Raw genomic sequence first — 21876 nt, forward strand, 5'->3', positions numbered from 1 at the left:
TAGGTTTTTACGAATAAGCTTTTCTGCAATTTCCAATGAAAGTTCAGCCACTTTAGTAGTCACCTCTTTTAAAGCGGCATTTTTCTCTACTTCAATAGCATTTTTAGCATCAGAAATCATTTTATCTGCTTGTTTAGCAGCATCAGATTTAGCTTCTTCTTTAATTTTATTAGCAATGTCAGTTGCTTCTTTTAGCAGCTTATCTCTCTCTAATCTTGCTTCTTGCAATAATTTTTGATTGTCAGCCTGCAGCTTTGCCATTTCCTCTTTAGCATTTTCAGCTGATTGCAATGCATCTGCAATGCTGCCTTCTCTTGCTTTCAATGAGTTCAAAATTGGCTTCCAAGCAAACTTTGATAAAAGCAATAAAAGAACAGCAAAAATGAAGAGTTGCATGAAAAACAACCCAGGAGAAAAATCATTTACTAATTGTTCCATTCTTGTGTTTAATTAAATGTTTTTAAAAAATGTTGTTTACAGCCTAGCGCTGCAAACAACATTTGTTTTTTCCTTCGGTATTGATTATTGACCTAAGATTAAAGCACCAAATGCTAAACCTTCCAATAATGCACCGATGATAATCATAGCGGTTTGAATTTTACCTGACGCTTCTGGCTGTCTAGCAATACCTTCCATTGCTTTTCCACCAATTTGGCCAAGGCCAATTCCACCACCGATTACGATTAATCCTGCTCCAATTAAATTGTACATGAGATTTGATTTATATTAAATTAAACAAAAATACTTATTTATTAATGATGCTCTTCTTCCACTGCCATACCAATAAACAATGCTGAAAGCATTGTAAAAATATAGGCCTGCAAGAAAGCAACTAGTAATTCAATTAAGGTAATAAAGAACGCTAATGCAAATGCCATACCTGTAGAGGCTACTAAGCCAAAGGCTGACCTCATAGTGATCATTAAAGCAATTAAGCTCATCACTACAAAGTGTCCTGCTGTCATATTCGCAAACAAACGTATCAAAAGTGCAAAAGGCTTAGTAAGCATTCCTAACACTTCTATTGGCATTAAAATAATTTTCATTGGAATCGGAACACCCGGCATCCAGAAAATATGCTTCCAATAATTTTTATTCCCACTAAACTGAACTACCACAAAGGTAATCAAAGCTAATCCAACAGTGATTGCAATATTACCCGTAACATTAAAGCCTAGCGGTGTTAATCCCATTAGATTTAAGATCCATATATAAAAGAATACTGTTAAAAGATAAAACATATATCTTTCATATTTAGGGCCAATATTAGGACGAGCAATATCATCTCTAACATATATAACTAAAGGCTCTAATACTCTGCCAATTCCTTTAGGTATTGACCTTGTTCTATAGCTTCTTGCCAAGGAATTAAATCCTAAGAATAATAGCAAAGATGCCAACAACATCCCCACAACATTTTTAGTAATTGAAAAATCCAAAGGTTTGGCATTAGTAGCATGTCCTTCTTCATCTAAGTCGATATCACCTGCTGCATTTGTCTCAAAAACTTTGCTATGATAAAGCGTAAAATATTTACCATTTGATTCCGCTACTTCATGTCCATGATCAAATTTGGAAGATAGAAAAACGTGCAATCCATCAGACCATAAAATTACAGGTAATGGAAATCCAATATGAGTCCCAGTTTTACCATTTGTCCAAAAAGTAAAATCATGAGAATCTTTCAGGTGATGCTCAATATAATTTTTAATCTCTTCTTGGGTGTCTACTTGCCCACCTTCTTCCGATCCTCCTGCAACCGCAAATAACGTATTAACGTTGAATAGCGATATTAAAAGTACGAACAACAATGTGTTTCTCATTATAGTTGGATTGATCATTATACTATTTACGATAGCCTTAATTTGGGGGCAAAGGTAATCAATTTCTCAATAAACATAATTTTTTTATTAAGTTTTTTCCTTTCAGAAAAATTTATCTATTTACTGTTCATTCATCAACTTTCCACTGTAGATAGCTTCGATGATTAGAAAAGTAAAAAAAGGGATTATTATAGAAATCCTCTCCAAGAAATTCATCGGATTATCTGAAAAAATAGTGTCCTTAAAAAGCAATACAAAAAAACCGATTTTGATGAATACACTTGCTAAATAAAAGAAGCCTACTTGGTTTGGCAATTTCTTGCTCAACAGCTCAACAGCTGCCACGATTATTAAATAGGCGATAAAGTGAAAAATATAAATTGCATCAAGAGAATACGATAAACCTCCTCCATGAGAAGATATATACCATTTTTGAAGAAGAAGAACAGAAGTTGCCAAAACCACAACAGCAATCGTAAATAAAACGAGTCTTTTGATCATTAAAAATTATTCTTGGGATTTTATCACTTGCCTGATGATGACAAACATAGAAAGGAAAACTGCCAAAAGTGTAATGACCTTTGTAAAGACATCAGAACCACTTTCGGCAACTTTATCAATATATTTACCTAATAAATTACCCAGATAAATAGTCCCTGCCATTTGAATAGCAAGGCCTGAGTATTTTAAATAGCTATTATATGGCTTTTGCTTTTTCAATTTTTGGGTTTGATTGACCATTAGCTGTTTCTTCACCTATCTTGATGGTTTTATTAGAAACACCCATTTTACATTCGCCATTAAATGTGGCTCCTGACTCAACAATAAGTTTGTTAGTGACGATGTCACCATGAACAACTGCTGAAGGTTTTAGAATCAATAACTCAGTTATTTCTACAACTCCTTTCACCTCTCCTTCAATTTCAGCATTTTGAGACAAAACATTTCCTTCAATATATGAAGTGTTGCCCAAAACCAATTTTGATTTTGTTTTAATATTACCAATTACTTTCCCATCAATTCTAATATTGCCAAAAGTCTCTAAATCTCCGTTAATGGTAGTTCCTTTTCCAATAGTATTACTGGAACTTGTGATATCTTGTGCCATTTGTTTTTTTTCTTGCTTGTTATTAAACATTTCCGTTTCCTATTTCCTTAAAAAGTAATAAATTCTTCCGGATCTACCGGATTCCCATTGTACCATATTTCTAAATGAACATGTGGCCCTGTAGTTAGTTCCCCAGAATTGCCAATTATGGAGATTACTTCGCCTGCATTTACAAAATTACCAACTTTTTTTAATATTGCAGAATTATGTCTTACAACAGATATTAAATTTGCTCTATGCTGTATGGCAATTACATAGCCCCCATCCTGTGTCCAAGATGACAATATAACGGTCCCATCTGCTATAGATTTTACGGGTTCATTAGTTTTTGCAACAATATCTATCCCATAATGATCTATGCTCATATCATATGGCGAACTTACAATACCTTGTAAAGGAGGAAAAAAGAAAATATCCTTCAACTCCTCTGAGTAATTATTACTTGAATAACTAGTTAAATTAAAATCTTGTTCCTCAAATTCCTGTCTAATTATTGAATCTCCAGTATTCATAACCTGGGGATTCATATCCCGGTTTAAATCATCCGTATTTACCTGGTTTGGCCTACGATATGTTTCTCCCTCAGGCACATCTCCTTTTAATATGGTTTGTACATTTCCTATAAAACGATCCTGTGCTCTTAATTTTGATTTCAAGGAATCCATTTCTGTTGTCAACGACAATAACTTTTGATTATATTCCATTGTGGTATGCCTAGGATCAAACCACTGTGCCAATAAAGATTGAGATAAATATAATGCCCCAATAAAAATTATAACAAAAGTTAATAAGCTAATAACTACAACTTTTGCATAAGTAAAGTTTATTGTAGATACTTCAGCTAAGTTTTCTTCGTTTCTTACCACCATTTGATATCTTGTGGTAAGCCAATTGGACATTGTTTTTCTTATTCGCAACTTTGTTTTTTTATTATTTGATGCAAAAATACATATTATCAACGACTCTCAATACTTTTCTTATATGAATCGCTTATTTTAGTCTTTTCAAATTTTAAAGTGAATATTAAAATTAATAAAAAATATCGAAATTTAATCTGGGGCTTTTTATTAGTCCTTGCTGCATGTTCTCCTGAAAATTCAGGGATTGTTGGTTACAGTTATCATAATATTACTGCCAAATACAATGCTTATTTCATTGCAAACGAAAAATTGCAAGAGGTATTATTGGAAATTGAGGAAGCTCATAAGAATAATTTTAATAGAGTATTAAAAGTTAAAGCTCCTATAGATACAAATATTGTGAACTCCAATAAAGAAAAAATTGAAGATGTTATTAAAAAAGCATCTATTGGAATTCAAAGGCATAAAGTAAGTAAGTGGGTTGATGATTGTTATATATTAGTGGGCATCGCTCGCATGCTGAAGCAAGAATATGAGGAATCTGTTGAAACTTTTAAATATGTAAATGTTAATAGTAAGGATGAACAAACAAGATATTTAGCACTTACCCATCTTGTCCGAACATTTACTGAATATGGAGAAATTAACAATGCATTGGCAGTAATTGATTATCTGAACAGACAAAAACTGTCAAAATCAAATAAATGCGCCTTATATTTAAATGCCGCTCATTATTATCAAATTACAAACAATCCAAATAATGTAATTAAATATTTGAGTGCTGCAATTAGACTGATGCCTAAAGGACCTGAAAAGGCGAAAATGCATTTCATCTTAGGTCAACTCTATCAAAAATCTAAATTAGATGCAGTGGCATTTGATAATTATAGTGAGGTATTAAATAACAGACCCCCCTATGAATTATCATTTTATGCTCGTTTAAATATGGCTCAAGTAACAGAGCTATCAAAAGGAGAAGACATTAAAAAAATAAGGAAATATTTTGAGCAGCTATTGAAAGATGGTAAAAACCTAGAATTTAGAGACAAGATCTATTATGAAATGGCTGAGTTTGAACTCAAACAAGGCAACATTGAAGAGGCTATCCCATTTTATAAATCATCTGTTCGAGAAAGCATTGACAATCCAAGACAGAAATCTTTTTCCTATCATAAATTAGGATTACTATATTTTGATGAATTTAAAAAATACCCTTTAGCAAAAGCATACTACGACAGTGCATATAAAATAATGCCGGAGGATGAAAGTGTATACCCTCAGGTGGCCACTAGACATGAAGTTCTCTCAGATTTCATTACACAAATAAATACCATTAACGATAATGATTCCTTACTCAGCTTAGCTAAAATGGATAGTGCTTCATTAAATGAAATATTCATAACATTAAGAAATGAGAGGATATCAAAAGAAAAGGAGGAGGAGAAAAAGCAGCAAAGAGCTAAAAGAAATCAAACTGCCAATAATAATATTAGCGGATTTCAAGAAGGTCCAACTCTACAGACAAATACTGCACCCGGTGGAAAATTTTATTTCTACGATCCAGCTACCCTAGCTCAAGGGAGAAATACATTTAAACGAACTTGGGGGGATCGCTCCTTACAAGATAATTGGAGAACAAAAAGAACTCAGGTTTATGAAGAAGAAAGTGCAGAACAAGAGGATGAAGGCCTGGCGGAAACTGAACAAAATGAAAAAGGCGAAAAATCTGAAGAGGAATTAATTGCTCAAGAACGAAAAGATTTTTTCAATTCAATCCCTTTTGAACAAGAAGAGCAGCAGCGCTTGAAGCAAGAAATGGAAGTAGCCTATTATAAACTAGGCAATATTTATAATTTTGAATTACAAGAGAAGAAAGATGCTATTGATACTTACGAGACGTTATTAGTTCGATATCCTGAAACTGAATATCGTGCAGAAATCTTGTATTTATTATATATATATTATGAAGACAAGGAAGAAGAGAAAGCAAAAACATTTGCTGATGAATTGCTAGAAAAATTTCCTCAAACCATATTCGCAAAGTTAATTGAGAACCCTAACTATCAGGAAGAAAGTAATTTGGCCAGTGCAAAAGTGAAATTAATCTATGAAAAAGCGTACAGGTTATATCAAAACGAAAATTATAAGGAGGCGACAATAGAAATAAACGAAGGTTTAAATAACTACCCTGAAAATGATTATGAAGATAACTTAAAATTATTGGTAACCTTAATTTCGGGTATAACAGATGGCAAAAACACCTATAGGTTTAAATTACAGAATTTCATGGAAAATTATCCTGAAAGTGAACTCTATGATTTTGCCAAAAGCCTTTTAGCCGCCATTGATAACTTAGATAAAAAACAACAACAAAAAGATCAAATCAAGTATATACCGTTTTTTGATCAAACACACTATTTTGTAGTTATATATGAGAAAAACAAAGCCCTTTCTGGTGTTTTACCAGAAGAAATTGAAGCTTTTGGTGAAAAATTCTTTCCTGATCAGGAATTAAATGCTGGAAATCTCGTTTTCAATGAGGAATATTCAATGGTGTTGTTAAGCGAATTTGACGGAAAAAATATAGCAGAAGCGTTTTATAAAAAATTTAACAGTGATTTATCACCTTTAAAAAATTTCAGCAGCTTAAATTTTAGTAATTTTATAATCTCAAAAGATAACTTTCAAATCTTTTATCAAGCAAAATTGCCGGATAGTTATATGGAATTCTTTAATTTAAATTATCAAGTAACCCCTTAAATTATGAAGATTTGATCTTCAGATAAAGAGTAAAATAATATGAAAAAGTCTAAAATATTTAAAGCGGTAGTTGCAATGTGGGCTATTTTTATAATAGCACTAGCTAGCTTTGTATTATTTATATATAGCATCAGCATTAACTTCAATGGCTGGTATGGTGAATTACCAGGTCTAAAATCATTGGAAAATCCAAAAAGTGATTTATCCTCCATTTTATACTTTGCGGACAATGTAGAAATGGGAAAATATTATCGCTACAATAGAAGTCAAATAACATTTGATGAATTATCACCTAATGTTGTCAATGCACTTATAGCCACAGAAGATATTCGTTTTACAGAGCACTCTGGAATTGACTTATATGGATTAGGAAGAGTGTTTTTTAAATCCATTTTAATGTTTGATAAAAGTGCTGGTGGTGGAAGTACAATTTCACAACAATTAGCAAAAATATTATTTAGAACCAGAAGCGATTTGTCAAATGGAAGCCTAAACGATGTTCCTGTTTTAGGATTAGTAATTGCCAAGATGAAAGAATGGATTGTGGCTATAAAATTAGAGCGTTCCTATACTAAAAAAGAGATTATTGCAATGTATCTTAATACATTCGAGTTTGGTAGTAATGCTTTCGGGATAAAGACCGCCTCTCAAACCTTTTTTAATACGACCCCTGATCAACTTACAATTCCTGAATCAGCTGTGCTTGTAGGACTTTGTAAAAACCCTAATTTATATAGTCCAGTATATGAACCGGAGAATTCTTACCATAGAAGAAATACGGTTATGAATCAAATGCGTAAATACGGTTACATTGACGATACTGCCTATGATAGTCTATCCTCAAAACCTATAGAATTAGATTATGATGTGGAAAACCACAATGATGGACTTGCTACTTATTTCAGAGGCGTTATTTTATGGGACTTATTAGCCTGGTCTAAAGCAAATGGATATGATCTTTATGAAGATGGCCTAAGAATTTATACAACCATTGATAGCAGAATGCAAAAATATGCTGAAGAAGCTGTTGAAGAACATATGAAATTTCAACAAGAGCTTTTTGATGAACATTGGGAAGGAAAAGCTCCCTGGAGAGATGAATCGGGTAGAGTAATAAAAGATTTCGTTGAAAATGAAGCTAGAAGAACAGATGCCTATGATTATTGGGAAAAAGAATTTGGTGATAATGAAAAGAAAATCTTTGAGAAATTAAGGGAACCAAAATCAATGAAAGTATTTAGTTGGGAAGGTGAGAAAGATACTGTTTTAAGCACGATGGATTCTATACGTTACTATAAACAATTTTTACATGCTGGTTTTATGGCAATGAATCCAAATAATGGCCATATTAAAGCCTGGGTTGGTGGAATTAATTATAGACATTTCAAATATGATCATGTGAAGCAAGGCAGAAGACAGCCAGGCTCTACCTTTAAACCAATTGTTTATGCTGCGGCAATAGATAATGGTTATTCGCCATGTTATCAGATAGAAGATGTCCCAGTAACTTTCGAAGTACCAGGTGATCCGCCAACATGGACGCCTTCCAATTCTGGAGGAAAATTTACTGGTGACACCATGACATTAAGACAAGCTATGGCTCGATCATTAAACTCAGGGACAGCTTACGTAATGAGCAAAATTGGACCTCAAACGGTAGTAGATTACGCTAAAAGATTAGGAATAGAAAGTCCTTTAGCCGCTGTGCCATCTTTGTGTTTAGGAACCTCAGATGTTTCAATTTATGAATTAATTGGAGCCTATAGTACCTTCGTTAATGAAGGTTTTTATACTAAACCATTTTATATCGAACGAATTGAAGATAAAAATGGTAAAGTATTGAAACAATTCGTACCAAAATCTGGCGAAGCATTAAGTTCTGAAACAGCTTATGCAATGCTGCATATGCTAAAAGGATCTACCGAAATATCTGGAGGAACAGCAATGGGTCTTGACAGAGAATTAAGGGAAGATAATGAAATAGGAGCTAAAACCGGAACTACTCAAAATTATTCTGATGGTTGGTTTGTAGGAGTTACAAAAGATCTGGCTGCAGGTGTTTGGGTTGGAGGAGATGAAAGAAGTATTCACTTCCGAAATATAGGATTAGGACAAGGTGCAAGAATGGCAATGCCAATCTGGGAAAAATTTATGAAGAAAGTTTATGCAGATGAGGAATTGGCAGTATCCAAAGGACCGTTTAAAAAACCTTCCAATTTATCTATAGAATTAAATTGTGAGGATTATATGATGCAACAAAACAACGCTACAGATTCAACAGAACAAATACAACAATTGGATGTTGATGACATACAATAAAATAATGAGAGATGTATGATGCGGTATTCTTTAAACCACAAGATATAAATGAACTACCGAAATTACCTGGTGTTTATAAATTTCATAACTCATCTGGTGACATCATTTATGTAGGAAAAGCAAAAAATTTAAAAAATAGAGTTACAAGCTATTTTAATAAATCGGCTAATCACAATAGGAAAACAATAAGGTTAGTAAGAGAAATTAAAAAAGTTGAAATAGTAATAGTCAATTCAGAATTTGATGCGCTCTTACTTGAAAATTCAATAATTAAAGAATTACAACCGAAGTACAATATCCTCTTAAAGGATGATAAATCATTTCCTTATCTATGCATCACCAATGAGCCATTCCCCAGAATAATTTCAACAAGAAGGCGAATAGCACGAAATGGGACTTATTTCGGTCCTTATGCTAGTGTAAGAGCCATGAATAATGTTTTAGAACTGATTCGGAAATTATATACTATCAGAACATGTAAATTAAATCTTACCGATCAGAACATAAAGGCTGGAAAATTTAAAGTGTGTTTGGAGTATCATATTGGAAATTGCAAAGGTCCTTGTGAAGGATTACAAGGTCATGATAATTATCAAAAAGATATAAACCAAGCAAGCGAAATTTTAAAAGGAAATTTAAATATACCAAAGCAGCACTTTAAAGAAAATATGCAAAAAGCTGCAGAGGGTTTGGATTTTGAAAAGGCCCAGAAATTTAAAGAAAAATTCGACTTGCTTGAGAAATTCCATAGCAAGTCATTAGTAGTGAACCCTAAACTTACTGATATTGATGTTTGCAGTATAATTTCTGAAGATAAATATGCTTTTGTAAATTATATGCGAATAAAAAATGGTAGTATAAATGTTACAAAAACCATTGAATTAAAGAAAAAATTAGATGAAACTGACCAAGAACTTTTTCTTTTAGCCCTTATAGATTTAAGGAAACAATATGAAAGCAACACCAATGAAATACTAACCAATATTGATATTGAAAATCTCCCAGAAAGTTTTTATTTCATTAAACCCCAAATTGGAGATAAAAAGAAATTAGTGGAAATGAGCTTAAAAAATGCTCTATTCTTTAAGAAGGAAAAACTTAATCAAAACGAATCGACTAAAATAAAGGAGTTACGGGTTTTGAAACAACTTCAAAATGATCTGAGGCTCAAAGAACTTCCTATTAAAATCGAGTGCTTTGATAACTCTAATATGCAAGGCACCAACCCAACTGCCTCAATGGTTCACTTCAAAAATGCGAGACCAAAAAAGAGTGAATACAGGCATTATCATGTCAAAACAGTTATTGGGCCAGATGATTTTGCTTCTATGACTGAAATAGTAGGAAGAAGATATAATAGGCTAGTGAAGGAACAACAGGAACTACCGAATTTAATAGTGATAGACGGGGGAAAAGGGCAATTGAGCGCTGCTGTAAAAGCATTAAAAAAACTAGATCTTTATGGTAAGATTCCAATTATAGGAATTGCAAAGCGACTAGAGGAAATATACTTCCCAGAAGATCCATATCCGGTTCATATCAGTAAAAAAAGTGAATCACTTAAACTTATTCAAAGACTGAGAGATGAGGCTCACCGTTTTGCCATTACTTTCCACAGGCAGATAAGAAGTAAAAATAGTTTTACAAGTGAATTAGAAGGAATTGAAGGTATAGGAGAAAAAACTATAGATCAATTACTAACGCATTTTAAATCTGTAAAAAAGATTAAGGAAGCCTCATTTGAACAACTCAATACGGTGATCGGGAACAACAAAGCAGAACAACTTCTAACAGCCTTTAAACAAAAAAAGGAAGACTAAGAGTCCTCCTTTTTTTGTTTAGTATTTTATAAATCTTAATAAGACCATAATTCATGTTCTTTCTCCATTAATTGATATTCAATCCATTGAGATGCCATTATACCTTGTTTAGGAGATTCACTATATATATCAATGATCATATTATCATTTGGATTAGCAACTTTAACAATTCTTCCATTAAATAATCTTAATGCAAATGCGTCTGCTAAGTTTTTATGTTCAGCACTATTTTGAGGATTAAACCAAATCATTTGCTCAGGATTACTTCTAAACAAATCAACCAGATCCTTATATTTAAAAACGCCAACAGTTCTTTCAACGCCAGCAGTGAAATTTTCAGCAGGTATAATTATTTTGATAGCTTGTATATCCCACACTAAAACTGATCTCTGTTTATCAAAAATCATATCCTCAATAATTTCTAAAGTGGACATTTGTCTTACTGTAAATTGTGTAGAGACCTCAGTTGCGGCAGCTTCTTCTTCTCCACCAGCAGTATCATCAGCAGCAGTATCGCCCCAACCATCATCATTACCCCAAGCATCATCTCCACCGGCATTACCCCAGCCATCATCAGCACCACCGCCCATGTTCAAATCTTTCAATGCAGGATCCTCTAACCTTTCTAAAAATTCTTCTTTAGTTACTCTATTTACCATGGAATCTCCTTGGTAAATAGGGAGAATACCTGCTTTTGCAGCTTGAATAATGTGTTTGGTTATTTCATTATTTGATGCAAAAAACGGTTTATTTTGCTTTTCTCTTAAATCCATTCTTCTCCATACCCTCTTCTTAAACATAATATCATCTTCATGAATAGGGTAAACTGAATTAGGATTATACCCATCATTGCTTGACTCTTGAGCTTTTAATGGCTGTAAAAAAGCCAATAGAGCAAATCCTATAAATAATAACACAAACTTTTTCATAACCTATTAATTTCTTTTACACTATTAATTTAGAGTGATAGGAAAAACTTGCTCACCTAAAGCAACTTCTTCTGTATTCCCTCTAAAATTTCTTCTTAGTACCTGATCCACTTGAACAACCAATCTGTCTCCAGGACGAGCATTTGCCATCAATTGTGAAACATTTACAGTTTCCGATGTTGCCTTTATAGGTTGCCCTACTGGTCTAGGCCCTCTAGCTAAAGTAATGGTCCATCTTGTAACCTTATATTGTGCGTCTTTCGGTAACTGCGCTTTAAAGTTTTCATCTGCGATAGCCTGAACTCTTAATACTCTGACAGCAGTGGCCTTTTCTCCTTGTTTTAAGTTTACTGGCTTAGAACCGACAAAAACTTGAACATCTGGCTTTGGTATCTTTCGTACACTAAATACTTTATTTCCAATTTTAGTTCCACCTGAACTAACACCCAAAGTAACTTTAGGAGCATTAGGGATTATGGTAACCCTACCTCTTTCTTTTCCCTGAATAGTAGAACCTCCTTGAACTGAAAAAGATGGATTATAGGCAGTTCCTAATGCCGGAACTAATACATCTAATTCATTTCCACAATTCAAATACAATTGACTTAAAGCAGCAGACTGCACCTGAATTATAGGTTCCGCTACAAAATATTCAATTTCTTCTCTGTAAACGCTATCTTTTAGTTTAGCGGTGGCCTCAAAAGTTTTTCTGGCAGTTCCTTCCTCGCCATATGAACTAGCAGATGATACAGTAAACTCAATTTTACCTGCACCATTTTCCACATCAATTTCATTACCATTAAAAGTCATCTCAGGATCTTCTGCAGAAGAAGAGGCTGCTACAATTAAATTTGCTTTATATTTTGCACCAGCAGCTACAACCTTAGACTCCGGTAGAGCTACTAATCTAATTAAATCAAAATTCAAATCTTGGGCACCCACTCTATTTGCCAAAATATCAAGTGCTCTGGCTTCGTAAGCCATCACTTTATTTTGATAATCACTTATAGTAGCCATTGCAGCAGGTGTTGGCGCTCCCATAAATTCTAATGTAGCCCAATCCATACCTTTTTTATTAGGGTCATTTTTAAAACGCTGATTATTATTAGCGTCTAAAGCCAAAGGCTCAAAAGTTATTGAGGAATCTGCAACTGTCTCATCTATAAAATTTGCATACTCATTAAGCGATTTTTGCAATTTTATACCATTGTTTTCATTTTCAGGCATCATATAATTCCCTACCCTATCATAGTCAGTCTTTCCTATCATTTCTCCATCCTCATCATATCCTCCTGTGATTTTAATGAAAGTCTCCTTATATGTTTTCAGTTCAGCCACCATTTCACGAGTCCTCTTGCGTATTTCCTTTGCCTCATCCAAAATCTTCACATCATTAGGACGACTACCGGATTCTTCCACAGCGTTTTCAATTCTTCGCAGAGTATTACCGTTTTGCTCCTTAGCAGCATCAACAGAAACTTCTAAAGAGTTATTTATATCGATGAATTTGTCGAGTACCGTAACACTTACGTTTAGCGCCAAAAGGGCAGTCAGTACCAAGTACATCATGCCGATCATCTTCTGTCTTGGGGTTTCTTTTCCTCCAGCCATAGATTCTAGTTTTTATGCTTTAATAACAAATTAACCTTTCATAGCAGATAGCATATTGCCATATACTTTATTTAACTGAGAAAGATTTGTTGTTAGGTTTTTAACTTCTGTTTGGAATTGAGCAGTATCTTTACTTGCTTCTGTCATGCTATCTAAAGCAGTTGATAAATTCTTATAGAATTTATTCATTGCTTTCACATGATTTTGAGAATCTTGCAATTCCATTTCATAAACCTGATTCAATGCAGTCAAGTTTTTAGTAACCGCTTGCACTTGAGAATGGTAAGACTTAGCATCCATTGAAGCGTTCGACATCTCTGACATAGCCTTTACAGTATTATCATAAGATTTATTCATCTCTAATAATGATTTACTAGCTTGTTTTACATTATTAGCATAATCATTAGTAGCAACAGCTGCATTACTTAGGCTAGACATTTGCTTAGCTGAATCAGCCATGCTTTTCATTCCATCGCCTAAACTTTTTATTAAATCAGGACCAATTTTTCCCTCTTCCAATACTTTATCTAATTGCTGGGCAGTAGATCCGCCTGCTGCAGATGATATTTGTTTCTTTCTTAGAGCTGGATCATCATATTCCTCTTCAGCTAACTCTGGGTAAACTTTACTCCAATCAATTTCCTCATGTGTAGGTTCAAAAGCACTTAACAAAAATATAATTGCCTCTGTAGTTAAACCTATACCTAACATCAATGCCGCACCCGGAAGGTGAAGAATCTTAAACATGGCACCGATAATCACGATAGCCGCACCAATACCATATACCTTAGGCATTATGGTTTTGAAAAGTAACTCCTGGAATCCGCCTTTTTTATTACTCATGTTTGTAGTTTTTAATGGTTAATGTCCTAAATATTGTTTTATTTTTTTAAAAAGTCAATTAAAATTCTGCTCCTGATGAACGGCCTAAGTAAGTCATTGCGCATCTGAAACCAATGTAAGCTCTTGTAGAATCCTTATGTTCGAATGCTCTAGTACCTGTTTCAAGGTAATAAGCAATATCTTTCCATGAACCACCACGAATTACTTTTCTAGGCTCACTTTCATCAAAAAAGGTTGGGTTTAAATCCCACACTAATGGAACAGAAGCAGGATTAAATGCATCCTCACACCATTCTGAAACGTTTCCTGACATATCAAACAAACCAAAATCGTTCGGAAAATATGACATTACTTCAGCAGTATATGCATTTCCATCATCATAATAGTTACCTCTACCTGGTTTAAAGTTTGCCAACATACATCCTTTCGCATTTCTTATGTATGGATTTCCCCATGGATATTTGGCCATATCTCTACCGCCTCTAGCTGCATATTCCCATTCTGCTTCTGAAGGCAGTCGGAATGCAGGCATAGGGAACTCTCCCAAAGATTCTCTGTATGAATTTAAATAATCTGTTCTCCACTGAGAGAATACTTTAGCGGCTACCCAGTCAACACCTACAACCGGATAGTCGTCAAATGCAGGGTGCATATAATAATACTCCTGCATTGGATCTCCCATATGATTTGTGAAATCTTTCATCCAAACTGTGGTATCAGGATAAAGCTCTTTCATAATATAATCTCTACCAAGGGTAGAAGCTGAATCCTCCATCATTCTTTGAATAAACTGACGATATTCATTATTGGTAATTTCAGTTTCATCCATGTAAAACCCACCAATAGTTACCTGCCTGTTGAAATTTATTTGACTAGCTGCAACATCTTCATCAGCTTGCCCCATGTGAAAAGTTCCGGCTGGAACTGATCTCATACCGTAAGGAGTAGCCATATACCATCCTTCTCTTCCGGGAACTCCTACCAAGTTTCCTCCATCACCAGTTCCGCCCCCAAAAAGACCGCAGCCTTCCAGGAAAAGAGTAGCAACAAACAAAATCGATAGGGTTAATTTTTTCAAAACACCTTTATTATTCATAACACCTATTTGTTTCTAACTAAACGCTAATATATTGACAATTATTAAATATATTCTTTACACCCTAACATTTAAACCCTGAACTGTAAGGTTTTATTGTATTTTAAATAATTTATAGAAATATCTCCACAATTTTCATAAAAAAGTTTTATTCTGCAAACTTTTTACGATTAATGTCTAAATCTAGGCGTTCGCACTACCTTTTTTCCCGATGTAGATATAGCTGGCAATCTATAACTTAGCATAATTTCATGAGAAGTTGTACTCTTTGCACTTTGTGCCACAAGGGTATAATCAAAGGCATAACCTACTTTAAAAGTATTCTCTTTAAAGAAACTATACCCCAACATTACTATAGCTGCTTCTTGTTGTCTAAAAGAAAGCCCACCCCATATTTTTTCTTTATATGTAGCAATTGCTGAAACATCAAAGGTATAAGAACTAAATTCTGTAGTTCTTACCAAAAAGCTTGGTGTTAAATTAACATCGTAATTAATAGGAAAAGTATAGCCTGCTGTTATAAGAAAGTCTTTTGGATAAGGGTTTTTAATTGCATCCGCTCCAAACCCAAATTCTGCTTCAATCAGGTGATTGAAAGCAGCTCCAACATAAAAGTCTTTATGTTGATAATTAACTCCAACTGAAAAATCTGGCCTAACCTGAGTAGCTTGAATATTATTTATATTTGGATCATCAGGATCTATTACAATATAACCATCTTTATTTATGTTTTGAGTAATCACACCTCCTCGAAAACCTATACTAAGTTTGGACTCCTTAATCCCTAAATGATATGCTCCTGAAGCTTGAATTTGAATAAAGTTTTGATTGGCTATATCATCATTCAGTACATAAAATCCAAAACCACTATTATAACGCATAATAGGTGTGGTCAAAGAAATCAATTGAGAATTAATTCCTCCCACAGGGCCATTTGAAGGTGCATAACCTGCCCATTGGGTTCTGTGCATAGCAGTTAGTTTAGTATAACCCTCTACCCCAGAATAAGCAGGGTTATTGAATAGGTTATTAAACATGTAATGAGAGAACTGCACATCTTGGCCTTGGGCATTGTAAACACCCGAAGCCAAAATGATTAGAGTTAATATTTGTACTATTTTTTTCATATCCTCAACACTTTAGAAGGATAAATATAATAAAAATAACTTTTGTTCAAGCTATTATGTAATAAATTTAAAGTTATTATATAATTAAAGATATCTAACTACCTATAATACAATTATTTAAGGCCGTTAGCTTTTTTAATATAAAGTTCTAACGCTCCTGTCATTGAAGGCGCATTTGGTAATGGAGCTTCAATATCTATTATTAAACCTGCATCTCTAGCTGCCTGGGCAGTTGTTGGTCCAAACACAGCAATTCTAGTTTTATTTTGTTTAAAATCAGGGAAATTCACAAACAAAGAATTAATTCCTGAAGGACTAAAGAACGCTAAAATATCATAAGTGATATTTTCTAAATCAGATAAATCTGCAGCAACTGTCTTGTATATAATGGCCTCAGTAAAATTATATCCATTGTCAGTCATAAAAGATGGAATATCATCTTTTCTGATGTTAGAACATGGGAACAAATACTTTTCGTTCTTGTGCTTTTTAATTACGTTTAAGATATCCTGTGCGGTTCTCTCCCCTACAAAAACTTTTCGCTTTCTTACCACTATATATTTTTGCAAATAATTAGCCGTTTGTTCTGAAATACAAAAATATTTCATTTCAGGAGGCATTTCTACCTTACTGTCCTTACATATTCTAAAGAAATGGTCTACCGCATTTCTACTAGTAAAGATGATGGCAGTATGCTTTAATATATCAATTTTTGTTTCCTGAATTCCTTAGAATCTATAGGATCAACTTTGATAAATTGCCTGAAATCAATTTTGATTTTATACTTGTCCGCCAATTTATGGTACGGAGAGTTTGAAATATCTGCCGGCTCAGGCTGTGAAACCATGATACTTTTTACCGGATAAAATCGGTCTTTTACAGTTGTTGACATGTTAATAGGTCTACTTTGAAAAGTTTTATCTCATGAAATATTTTAGTCCAATTAAAAATGGGAATATTTCTGTGGTGCAAAAGTAAGAAAATAAATAGAGATTAGTGAAGCTGCTTAATTTTAATATTTTAAAATACAATAATATTAACCTGATGAAATAAAATGCTAACACTCCATATATGGCTGTAGATAGCCAAAAGGCTGGTATGGCACCTTTAAAAAGAAATATTAAAATTGAGCTAAAGAATAATATGATGACAAAAAATAGATTAATATTTAACATCTCCTTAATATAAAAAGCAATTATCTTATTATTCCCAAATAAATTAGATGCTATTGAGACCCATATAACCTTTACAATTAAGCCTATTGATACTATGCCCAGAATTTTCAAATATTCAATAATTCCATTCGCTTCTATTCCTAAAAACCCAACATTTTTGCCTACGCTTAAAAAATATATTAAGCCAGCGGTTAGAAAAGAATAGAATCCTGCAAAAACCAAATTATCCTGATCCATTGTCCTTACACGAGATTGATCCCCTTCATTTAAGTGAGTGGTAAAAATCTTACTAAATGATAAAGTATTTAAGTATCGCTTATCGTAATTGACTTTTATAATTACCATAAACAGAGAAGCTCCAATCAAAAGGATTAATAGAATATTATCTGAAATCCATTTACTTTCTCTTTCCACATTTTCCATAGGGGGATAAGCTCCGGTAGTATTAGCCTTTTCAATAGAATAAATTCCATAGCTCAAATCTCGAACATCTCTATCCAGGGTTATGAAAACACCCTCAACCTGGACATTATTAAAAGCATGATTTAAGTACCCTTCAGATGATTTTTTAATTAGTTTATCGCCATAAAATAAATAGAAGTCTGCATTTGACTTAGCTTCAAGGTATAATGCTGAGTAATTACCCAAATCCAGCCTTAGCTGTCTTACGCTATCTGAAGACCATTTAACAGTACTCATTAAAGTATCTGTTTGATGCCATATTCGTCCTTCAGTTTCGGAAGTAGCTTGGATTTTTTTCTCCTCTGATTTTTCTTGACTACAAGATAAGATTAGAAATATAGATAAGAAGAATATAAGCCTTTGCATTAATAATTATTCAATTAAAAATATACCACTTTAAAAAACTGCAATATAACCAAAATGCACCTTTCCTTGTGAAAAGTCAGGCATATTTCCTGCTTCTTGCCCCAATGCATAAATAATTCTAAACCAGCCGTTTTTACTTTTGATATCCAGACCTGCACCAGTAGTGTAGACCCAACCTATATTAGATTGTAATTTCGCAAAATCAGTTAAGAGGAAAAAACTCGATTTTTGGTCAAGGAAATATCTATAATTCAAATTTATAAGTCCAAAATATCGCGTATAGAAGAAATTCCTGTCGAAGCCTCTTAAATTCTGTAATCCACCTAAACGCAAAAGGTCATTTTGAGATAATGCTGTATTTTGAATTGCGCTATATTGAGGAATTGCTTCTATCAAAAACCGCTGTCCTAAAACCTTTTGTACGTGAAATTTGAAACCACCATTTATTGTATTACTTTTTTCCGGAACATTCTGCCACACTTCAGGTAAAGTTGAGTAATTTGCAATTTGCTTATTTCCTAAACTAAAATTTAACTGCGCAAAAGCATAATCTTTTAATTGAGGATAAGTCAATGGTCTTTTCCAATCAGTATTAATCACAACCGCATTGACACTCGAACTTCTCAATGGGTTAAGTTTCGACAACTCTGACTCTGAAAAATCTCTCAATACATTATTATTTAGACGTTGATAAGACACCCCAAATATTAAGAAATTCAAAACAGGATATTGCGTTCCAATTTTTAAATTAGTTTGAAGAAATGTACTGTCTTCTTGCAGGAGCTCGAACCCGGAATCAATCCCTAATGAACTTTTGAAAGCATGAGATTGCTGAATTCTAGTGTTGAGAAATTGAGAATTTGCTGAATACTTTTGCCAGAAAACATCTAATCCAACTCCCCTTTTAAATAAATTCCTTAAACGGGCATCTACTTGCCCGGTCAAGTTGGTACGCGAACCCTCTGGAATGAATCCAATTAGGGCATCAAATTGATTGACCCTTTCCTTCTCTATATCTAAGCCAATTATCGCTTTATTATTGGCAAATCTTAATTCAGGGGCTGATGAAATGCTAATGTATTCTAATTGCCCTATTTTATCAGCAATATTTTTATAGGACTTAATATCAAATGGCTGATTGTACTTTAAATCTAAAAGATTACCCAAATAGGCTGGATTAATTGCTTGACTATCTCCTTTTAAAAGAATTGAGTCGTATAGAATATAATTTTGAGATAGTATGTCAACTGTAACATCTATTTGATTATCAGTTAAATCATCTATTGATAAATTAGCCTTAGCTAAAGGATAGCCATTTCTATGATAATTTGTTCCTACATATTCAGTTAACTTTTTTCTTAAAAGAAACTGATTCGCGATTTTTCCATACAAATTGTTAATAAATGGGATTTCAGAAGGCAGTCCATCCTCATAGACTTTAATTGATTTCCAATAATATGGTTTTCCTTTCTGGATTTGAAAATTATTCTGATCATCAATTTCGACTTGAGCTTCCCAATAGCCGGATTTAATTAAAGAATCAAGAATCACTTTTTTCTGTTGGAAAAGACTGTCACTTGAATTTTGTGCGAACGAAATTGTGATCACTATAAAATATAGGAGAGGCAGTAGCAGGTACTTCTGTAAAATTCGAGCTAGATTTGCATTAATTTTGGCAGGCATATACATACATATTCCCTTTTGTAAGCAGGCATGCTTCTACTGTGACTTTCATTTTTCCACCAATATGGTGATTAAAAACGAAATGGTGGAAGCAATATGCAAAGAAATTGCCCTTCAGCAAGATTATCTGGGTGAAGAGCTAATTGAATCCATCTATTTTGGTGGCGGAACTCCTTCTGTGCTTGAAGAAAATCATCTAAAGTCCATTTTCAAAACCGTACATCAGCATCATAAAATCTCACCAAATGCTGAAATTACATTTGAAGCCAATCCTGATGATATCACGCCTGAAAAATTGGAAATACTATTTCAAAATGGTATTAATCGCTTAAGTGTGGGAATTCAATCTTTCGATGAAGAAATTTTAAAGTGGATGAACAGAGCGCACAATAGTAAAGAAGCTTTTCAGTGCTTGGAATGGATTAAAGAAAGCGAATTCAATAATTTCAGCCTGGATTTGATTTATGGAATCCCAATTTCTACTCATGAGACTTGGGAAAAGGACTTAAAGACTTTAGTTGATTTTCAGCCTCCACACATTTCTTCCTATTGCCTGACCATTGAACCCAATACGGTTTTTGGCAGATGGCAGCAAAAAGGAAAGCTGAATGAAGCTTCAGAAGATTATGCCTCAGATCAGTTTTATCATTTATCTGAATATTTACGAAAAGCAGATTATGAACACTATGAGGTATCAAACTTTGCAAAAGCAGGATTTCATTCAAAACATAATAGCAGTTACTGGCAGCAAAAGCCGTATTTAGGTATAGGCCCTTCCGCACATTCTTATGATGGCAAAAACAGGCAGTTCAATATTTCCAATAATGCAAAATATTTAAAATCGCTGGCGAAAAATGAAATTCCAGCAGAGATGGATATCTTATCAGCGGAAGACCGCATCAATGAATATTTGATGACTTCCTTAAGAACTTCGACTGGTTGTAATCTTAAATATCTGAAAAGTGAATTGGGTTATGATTTAATGAAAGATGCACAACCCCAACTTGAGCAATGGAAAAGTTCAGGGCTTTGTATTAGAGATGGTGATAATTTAAAACTTACTTTAAAAGGTAGGTTATTAGCTGATAAATTGGCTTCGGATTTATTTTTGGTGAACTGATTTAATGGTCAAAAATAGTTCCTAAAATCAGGATTCTCCCTTGTATTAAATTTTAACCGCTATTTTTTCTTATCCCAATAAGTTATTTGATTGAAAAAGTAATTTCTTTTTGTATTGATTTAGAAATAGTATTTCCATTGTTCTGGAAACTAAATTGTAAATCTAGTGAAGTAGTGTAAACTCCTTGAGGTAAGGAATCATTATCAAAATTATAATTGCACAAAATGCTAGGGTAATTCTCGTAGTCACTTTCTTTCGGAATCCAAGGCACAGTCACATTGAAGGTCTCATCTGAATTGATTGGATAACCCCCGATATATTCACAACCTGCATTTTTAAAAGGTTTACCAAAACTTAAAGGTTCGGAATTTTGGTTCAACTCTTTAATAGAAAATACTTTAAAAACATCCTCATCATTTAAATTGTGAGAAACTAAGTCAATATCGACATTTGAATTGTTGGATATTTGAAGACTGAATATAGGCTGAGTACTATTTTCAAATTCAGTAGTAATAATGCCTTCCTGATTAATTAAATTAAATTTTACCTCAACACTATCTTGAATAACTTCTTCAGATGTACAGTTAAAGAATAAAAAGAATGTAAAAAAGACTAAAAAAGTGCTTCTCATAAATCAATAAAACTTTGATTAGGATGAATTTAAAACAATCAAAGTTAACTTCCTAATCTAAAAGTGGTATTGTATCCCCAATCAATGGCTCACCGACCGGCAGCAGAAAAGCCCGCTATTTAAAGGTTGTCGGTATATTACCG

At 33.5% G+C, this 21876-nt stretch carries 19 protein-coding genes and 1 pseudogene; 4 read left to right on the top strand and 16 right to left on the bottom strand.

Annotated elements, in window-relative coordinates; translation table 11 throughout:
• The 7 genes from atpF to Q0L29_RS04700 form a co-directional block, all read right to left on the bottom strand.
• A partial coding sequence (gene atpF / locus Q0L29_RS04670) for a F0F1 ATP synthase subunit B (RefSeq protein ID WP_296619480.1) occupies positions 1–438 on the bottom strand: 438 nt, incomplete at its 3' end.
• An 84-nt stretch (positions 439–522) separates the two neighbouring features.
• The gene (gene atpE / locus Q0L29_RS04675) at positions 523–711 is read right to left on the bottom strand and encodes an ATP synthase F0 subunit C (protein ID WP_013454689.1); all 189 of its coding nucleotides are present in this window, start codon (positions 709–711) and stop codon (positions 523–525) included.
• Positions 712–752: 41 nt separating this feature from the next.
• A complete protein-coding gene (atpB, locus tag Q0L29_RS04680) occupies positions 753–1823 on the bottom strand; it encodes a F0F1 ATP synthase subunit A (protein WP_296619483.1) in 1071 nt (356 codons plus the stop codon).
• 120 nt (positions 1824–1943) lie between these two features.
• Positions 1944–2324 carry a DUF6168 family protein gene (locus Q0L29_RS04685; protein WP_296619485.1) on the bottom strand — a complete coding sequence of 127 codons (381 nt, stop codon included), beginning with the start codon at positions 2322–2324 and terminating at the stop codon, positions 1944–1946.
• 6 nt (positions 2325–2330) lie between these two features.
• The gene (locus Q0L29_RS04690) at positions 2331–2543 is read right to left on the bottom strand and encodes an AtpZ/AtpI family protein (RefSeq protein WP_296619486.1); all 213 of its coding nucleotides are present in this window, start codon (positions 2541–2543) and stop codon (positions 2331–2333) included.
• Positions 2521–2961 carry a polymer-forming cytoskeletal protein gene (locus Q0L29_RS04695; protein WP_296619488.1) on the bottom strand — a complete coding sequence of 147 codons (441 nt, stop codon included), beginning with the start codon at positions 2959–2961 and terminating at the stop codon, positions 2521–2523. The genes Q0L29_RS04690 and Q0L29_RS04695 overlap by 23 nt, the downstream gene beginning before the upstream one ends.
• A gap of 17 nt (positions 2962–2978) precedes the next feature.
• Positions 2979–3830 carry a M23 family metallopeptidase gene (locus tag Q0L29_RS04700; protein ID WP_296619490.1) on the bottom strand — a complete coding sequence of 284 codons (852 nt, stop codon included), beginning with the start codon at positions 3828–3830 and terminating at the stop codon, positions 2979–2981.
• 117 nt (positions 3831–3947) lie between these two features.
• Between Q0L29_RS04700 and Q0L29_RS04705 the strand changes: the two genes are divergently transcribed.
• Genes Q0L29_RS04705 through uvrC form a run of 3 tightly spaced genes read left to right on the top strand, consistent with a single transcriptional unit; the run spans position 3948 to position 10690 of the window.
• On the top strand, positions 3948–6551 hold the full coding sequence (locus tag Q0L29_RS04705; RefSeq protein ID WP_296619492.1) for a tetratricopeptide repeat protein: 2604 nt from the start codon (positions 3948–3950) through the stop codon (positions 6549–6551).
• Between the two features lie 39 nt (positions 6552–6590).
• Positions 6591–8870, top strand: a complete 2280-nt coding sequence (locus tag Q0L29_RS04710; RefSeq protein ID WP_296619494.1) for a transglycosylase domain-containing protein — start codon at positions 6591–6593, stop codon at positions 8868–8870.
• Positions 8871–8881: 11 nt separating this feature from the next.
• On the top strand, positions 8882–10690 hold the full coding sequence (gene uvrC, locus Q0L29_RS04715) for an excinuclease ABC subunit UvrC (protein ID WP_296619496.1): 1809 nt from the start codon (positions 8882–8884) through the stop codon (positions 10688–10690).
• Positions 10691–10725: 35 nt separating this feature from the next.
• Here the strand turns inward: uvrC and gldN are convergent, their stop codons facing one another.
• The 8 genes and pseudogenes from gldN to Q0L29_RS04755 all read right to left on the bottom strand — a co-directional run bounded on the left by gldN (position 10726) and on the right by Q0L29_RS04755 (position 19850).
• A complete protein-coding gene (gene gldN, locus Q0L29_RS04720) occupies positions 10726–11619 on the bottom strand; it encodes a gliding motility protein GldN (RefSeq protein WP_296619497.1) in 894 nt (297 codons plus the stop codon).
• Positions 11620–11643: 24 nt separating this feature from the next.
• A complete protein-coding gene (gldM, locus tag Q0L29_RS04725) occupies positions 11644–13230 on the bottom strand; it encodes a gliding motility protein GldM (protein ID WP_296619499.1) in 1587 nt (528 codons plus the stop codon).
• 30 nt (positions 13231–13260) lie between these two features.
• Complete coding sequence (gene gldL, locus Q0L29_RS04730) at positions 13261–14073, bottom strand: gliding motility protein GldL (RefSeq protein ID WP_296619501.1); 813 nt, start codon at positions 14071–14073, stop codon at positions 13261–13263.
• A gap of 58 nt (positions 14074–14131) precedes the next feature.
• Positions 14132–15169, bottom strand: a complete 1038-nt coding sequence (locus Q0L29_RS04735) for an SUMF1/EgtB/PvdO family nonheme iron enzyme (protein ID WP_296619503.1) — start codon at positions 15167–15169, stop codon at positions 14132–14134.
• A gap of 170 nt (positions 15170–15339) precedes the next feature.
• The gene (locus tag Q0L29_RS04740; protein WP_296619504.1) at positions 15340–16296 is read right to left on the bottom strand and encodes a type IX secretion system membrane protein PorP/SprF; all 957 of its coding nucleotides are present in this window, start codon (positions 16294–16296) and stop codon (positions 15340–15342) included.
• Positions 16297–16409: 113 nt separating this feature from the next.
• A pseudogene (locus Q0L29_RS04745) lies at positions 16410–17188 on the bottom strand (uroporphyrinogen-III synthase).
• Positions 17189–17213: 25 nt separating this feature from the next.
• Positions 17214–18299, bottom strand: a complete 1086-nt coding sequence (locus Q0L29_RS04750) for a DUF4271 domain-containing protein (RefSeq protein WP_296619506.1) — start codon at positions 18297–18299, stop codon at positions 17214–17216.
• 30 nt (positions 18300–18329) lie between these two features.
• A complete protein-coding gene (locus tag Q0L29_RS04755) occupies positions 18330–19850 on the bottom strand; it encodes a hypothetical protein (RefSeq protein ID WP_296619508.1) in 1521 nt (506 codons plus the stop codon).
• A 121-nt stretch (positions 19851–19971) separates the two neighbouring features.
• Between Q0L29_RS04755 and hemW the strand changes: the two genes are divergently transcribed.
• A complete protein-coding gene (hemW, locus tag Q0L29_RS04760; protein ID WP_296619510.1) occupies positions 19972–21102 on the top strand; it encodes a radical SAM family heme chaperone HemW in 1131 nt (376 codons plus the stop codon).
• Between the two features lie 82 nt (positions 21103–21184).
• Here the strand turns inward: hemW and Q0L29_RS04765 are convergent, their stop codons facing one another.
• Positions 21185–21733, bottom strand: a complete 549-nt coding sequence (locus Q0L29_RS04765) for a hypothetical protein (RefSeq protein WP_296619512.1) — start codon at positions 21731–21733, stop codon at positions 21185–21187.
• Positions 21734–21876: the final 143 nt, after the last annotated feature.

The organism is Marivirga sp. (assembly GCF_024636815.1).
Taxonomy (GTDB): Bacteria; Bacteroidota; Bacteroidia; order Cytophagales; family Cyclobacteriaceae; genus Marivirga.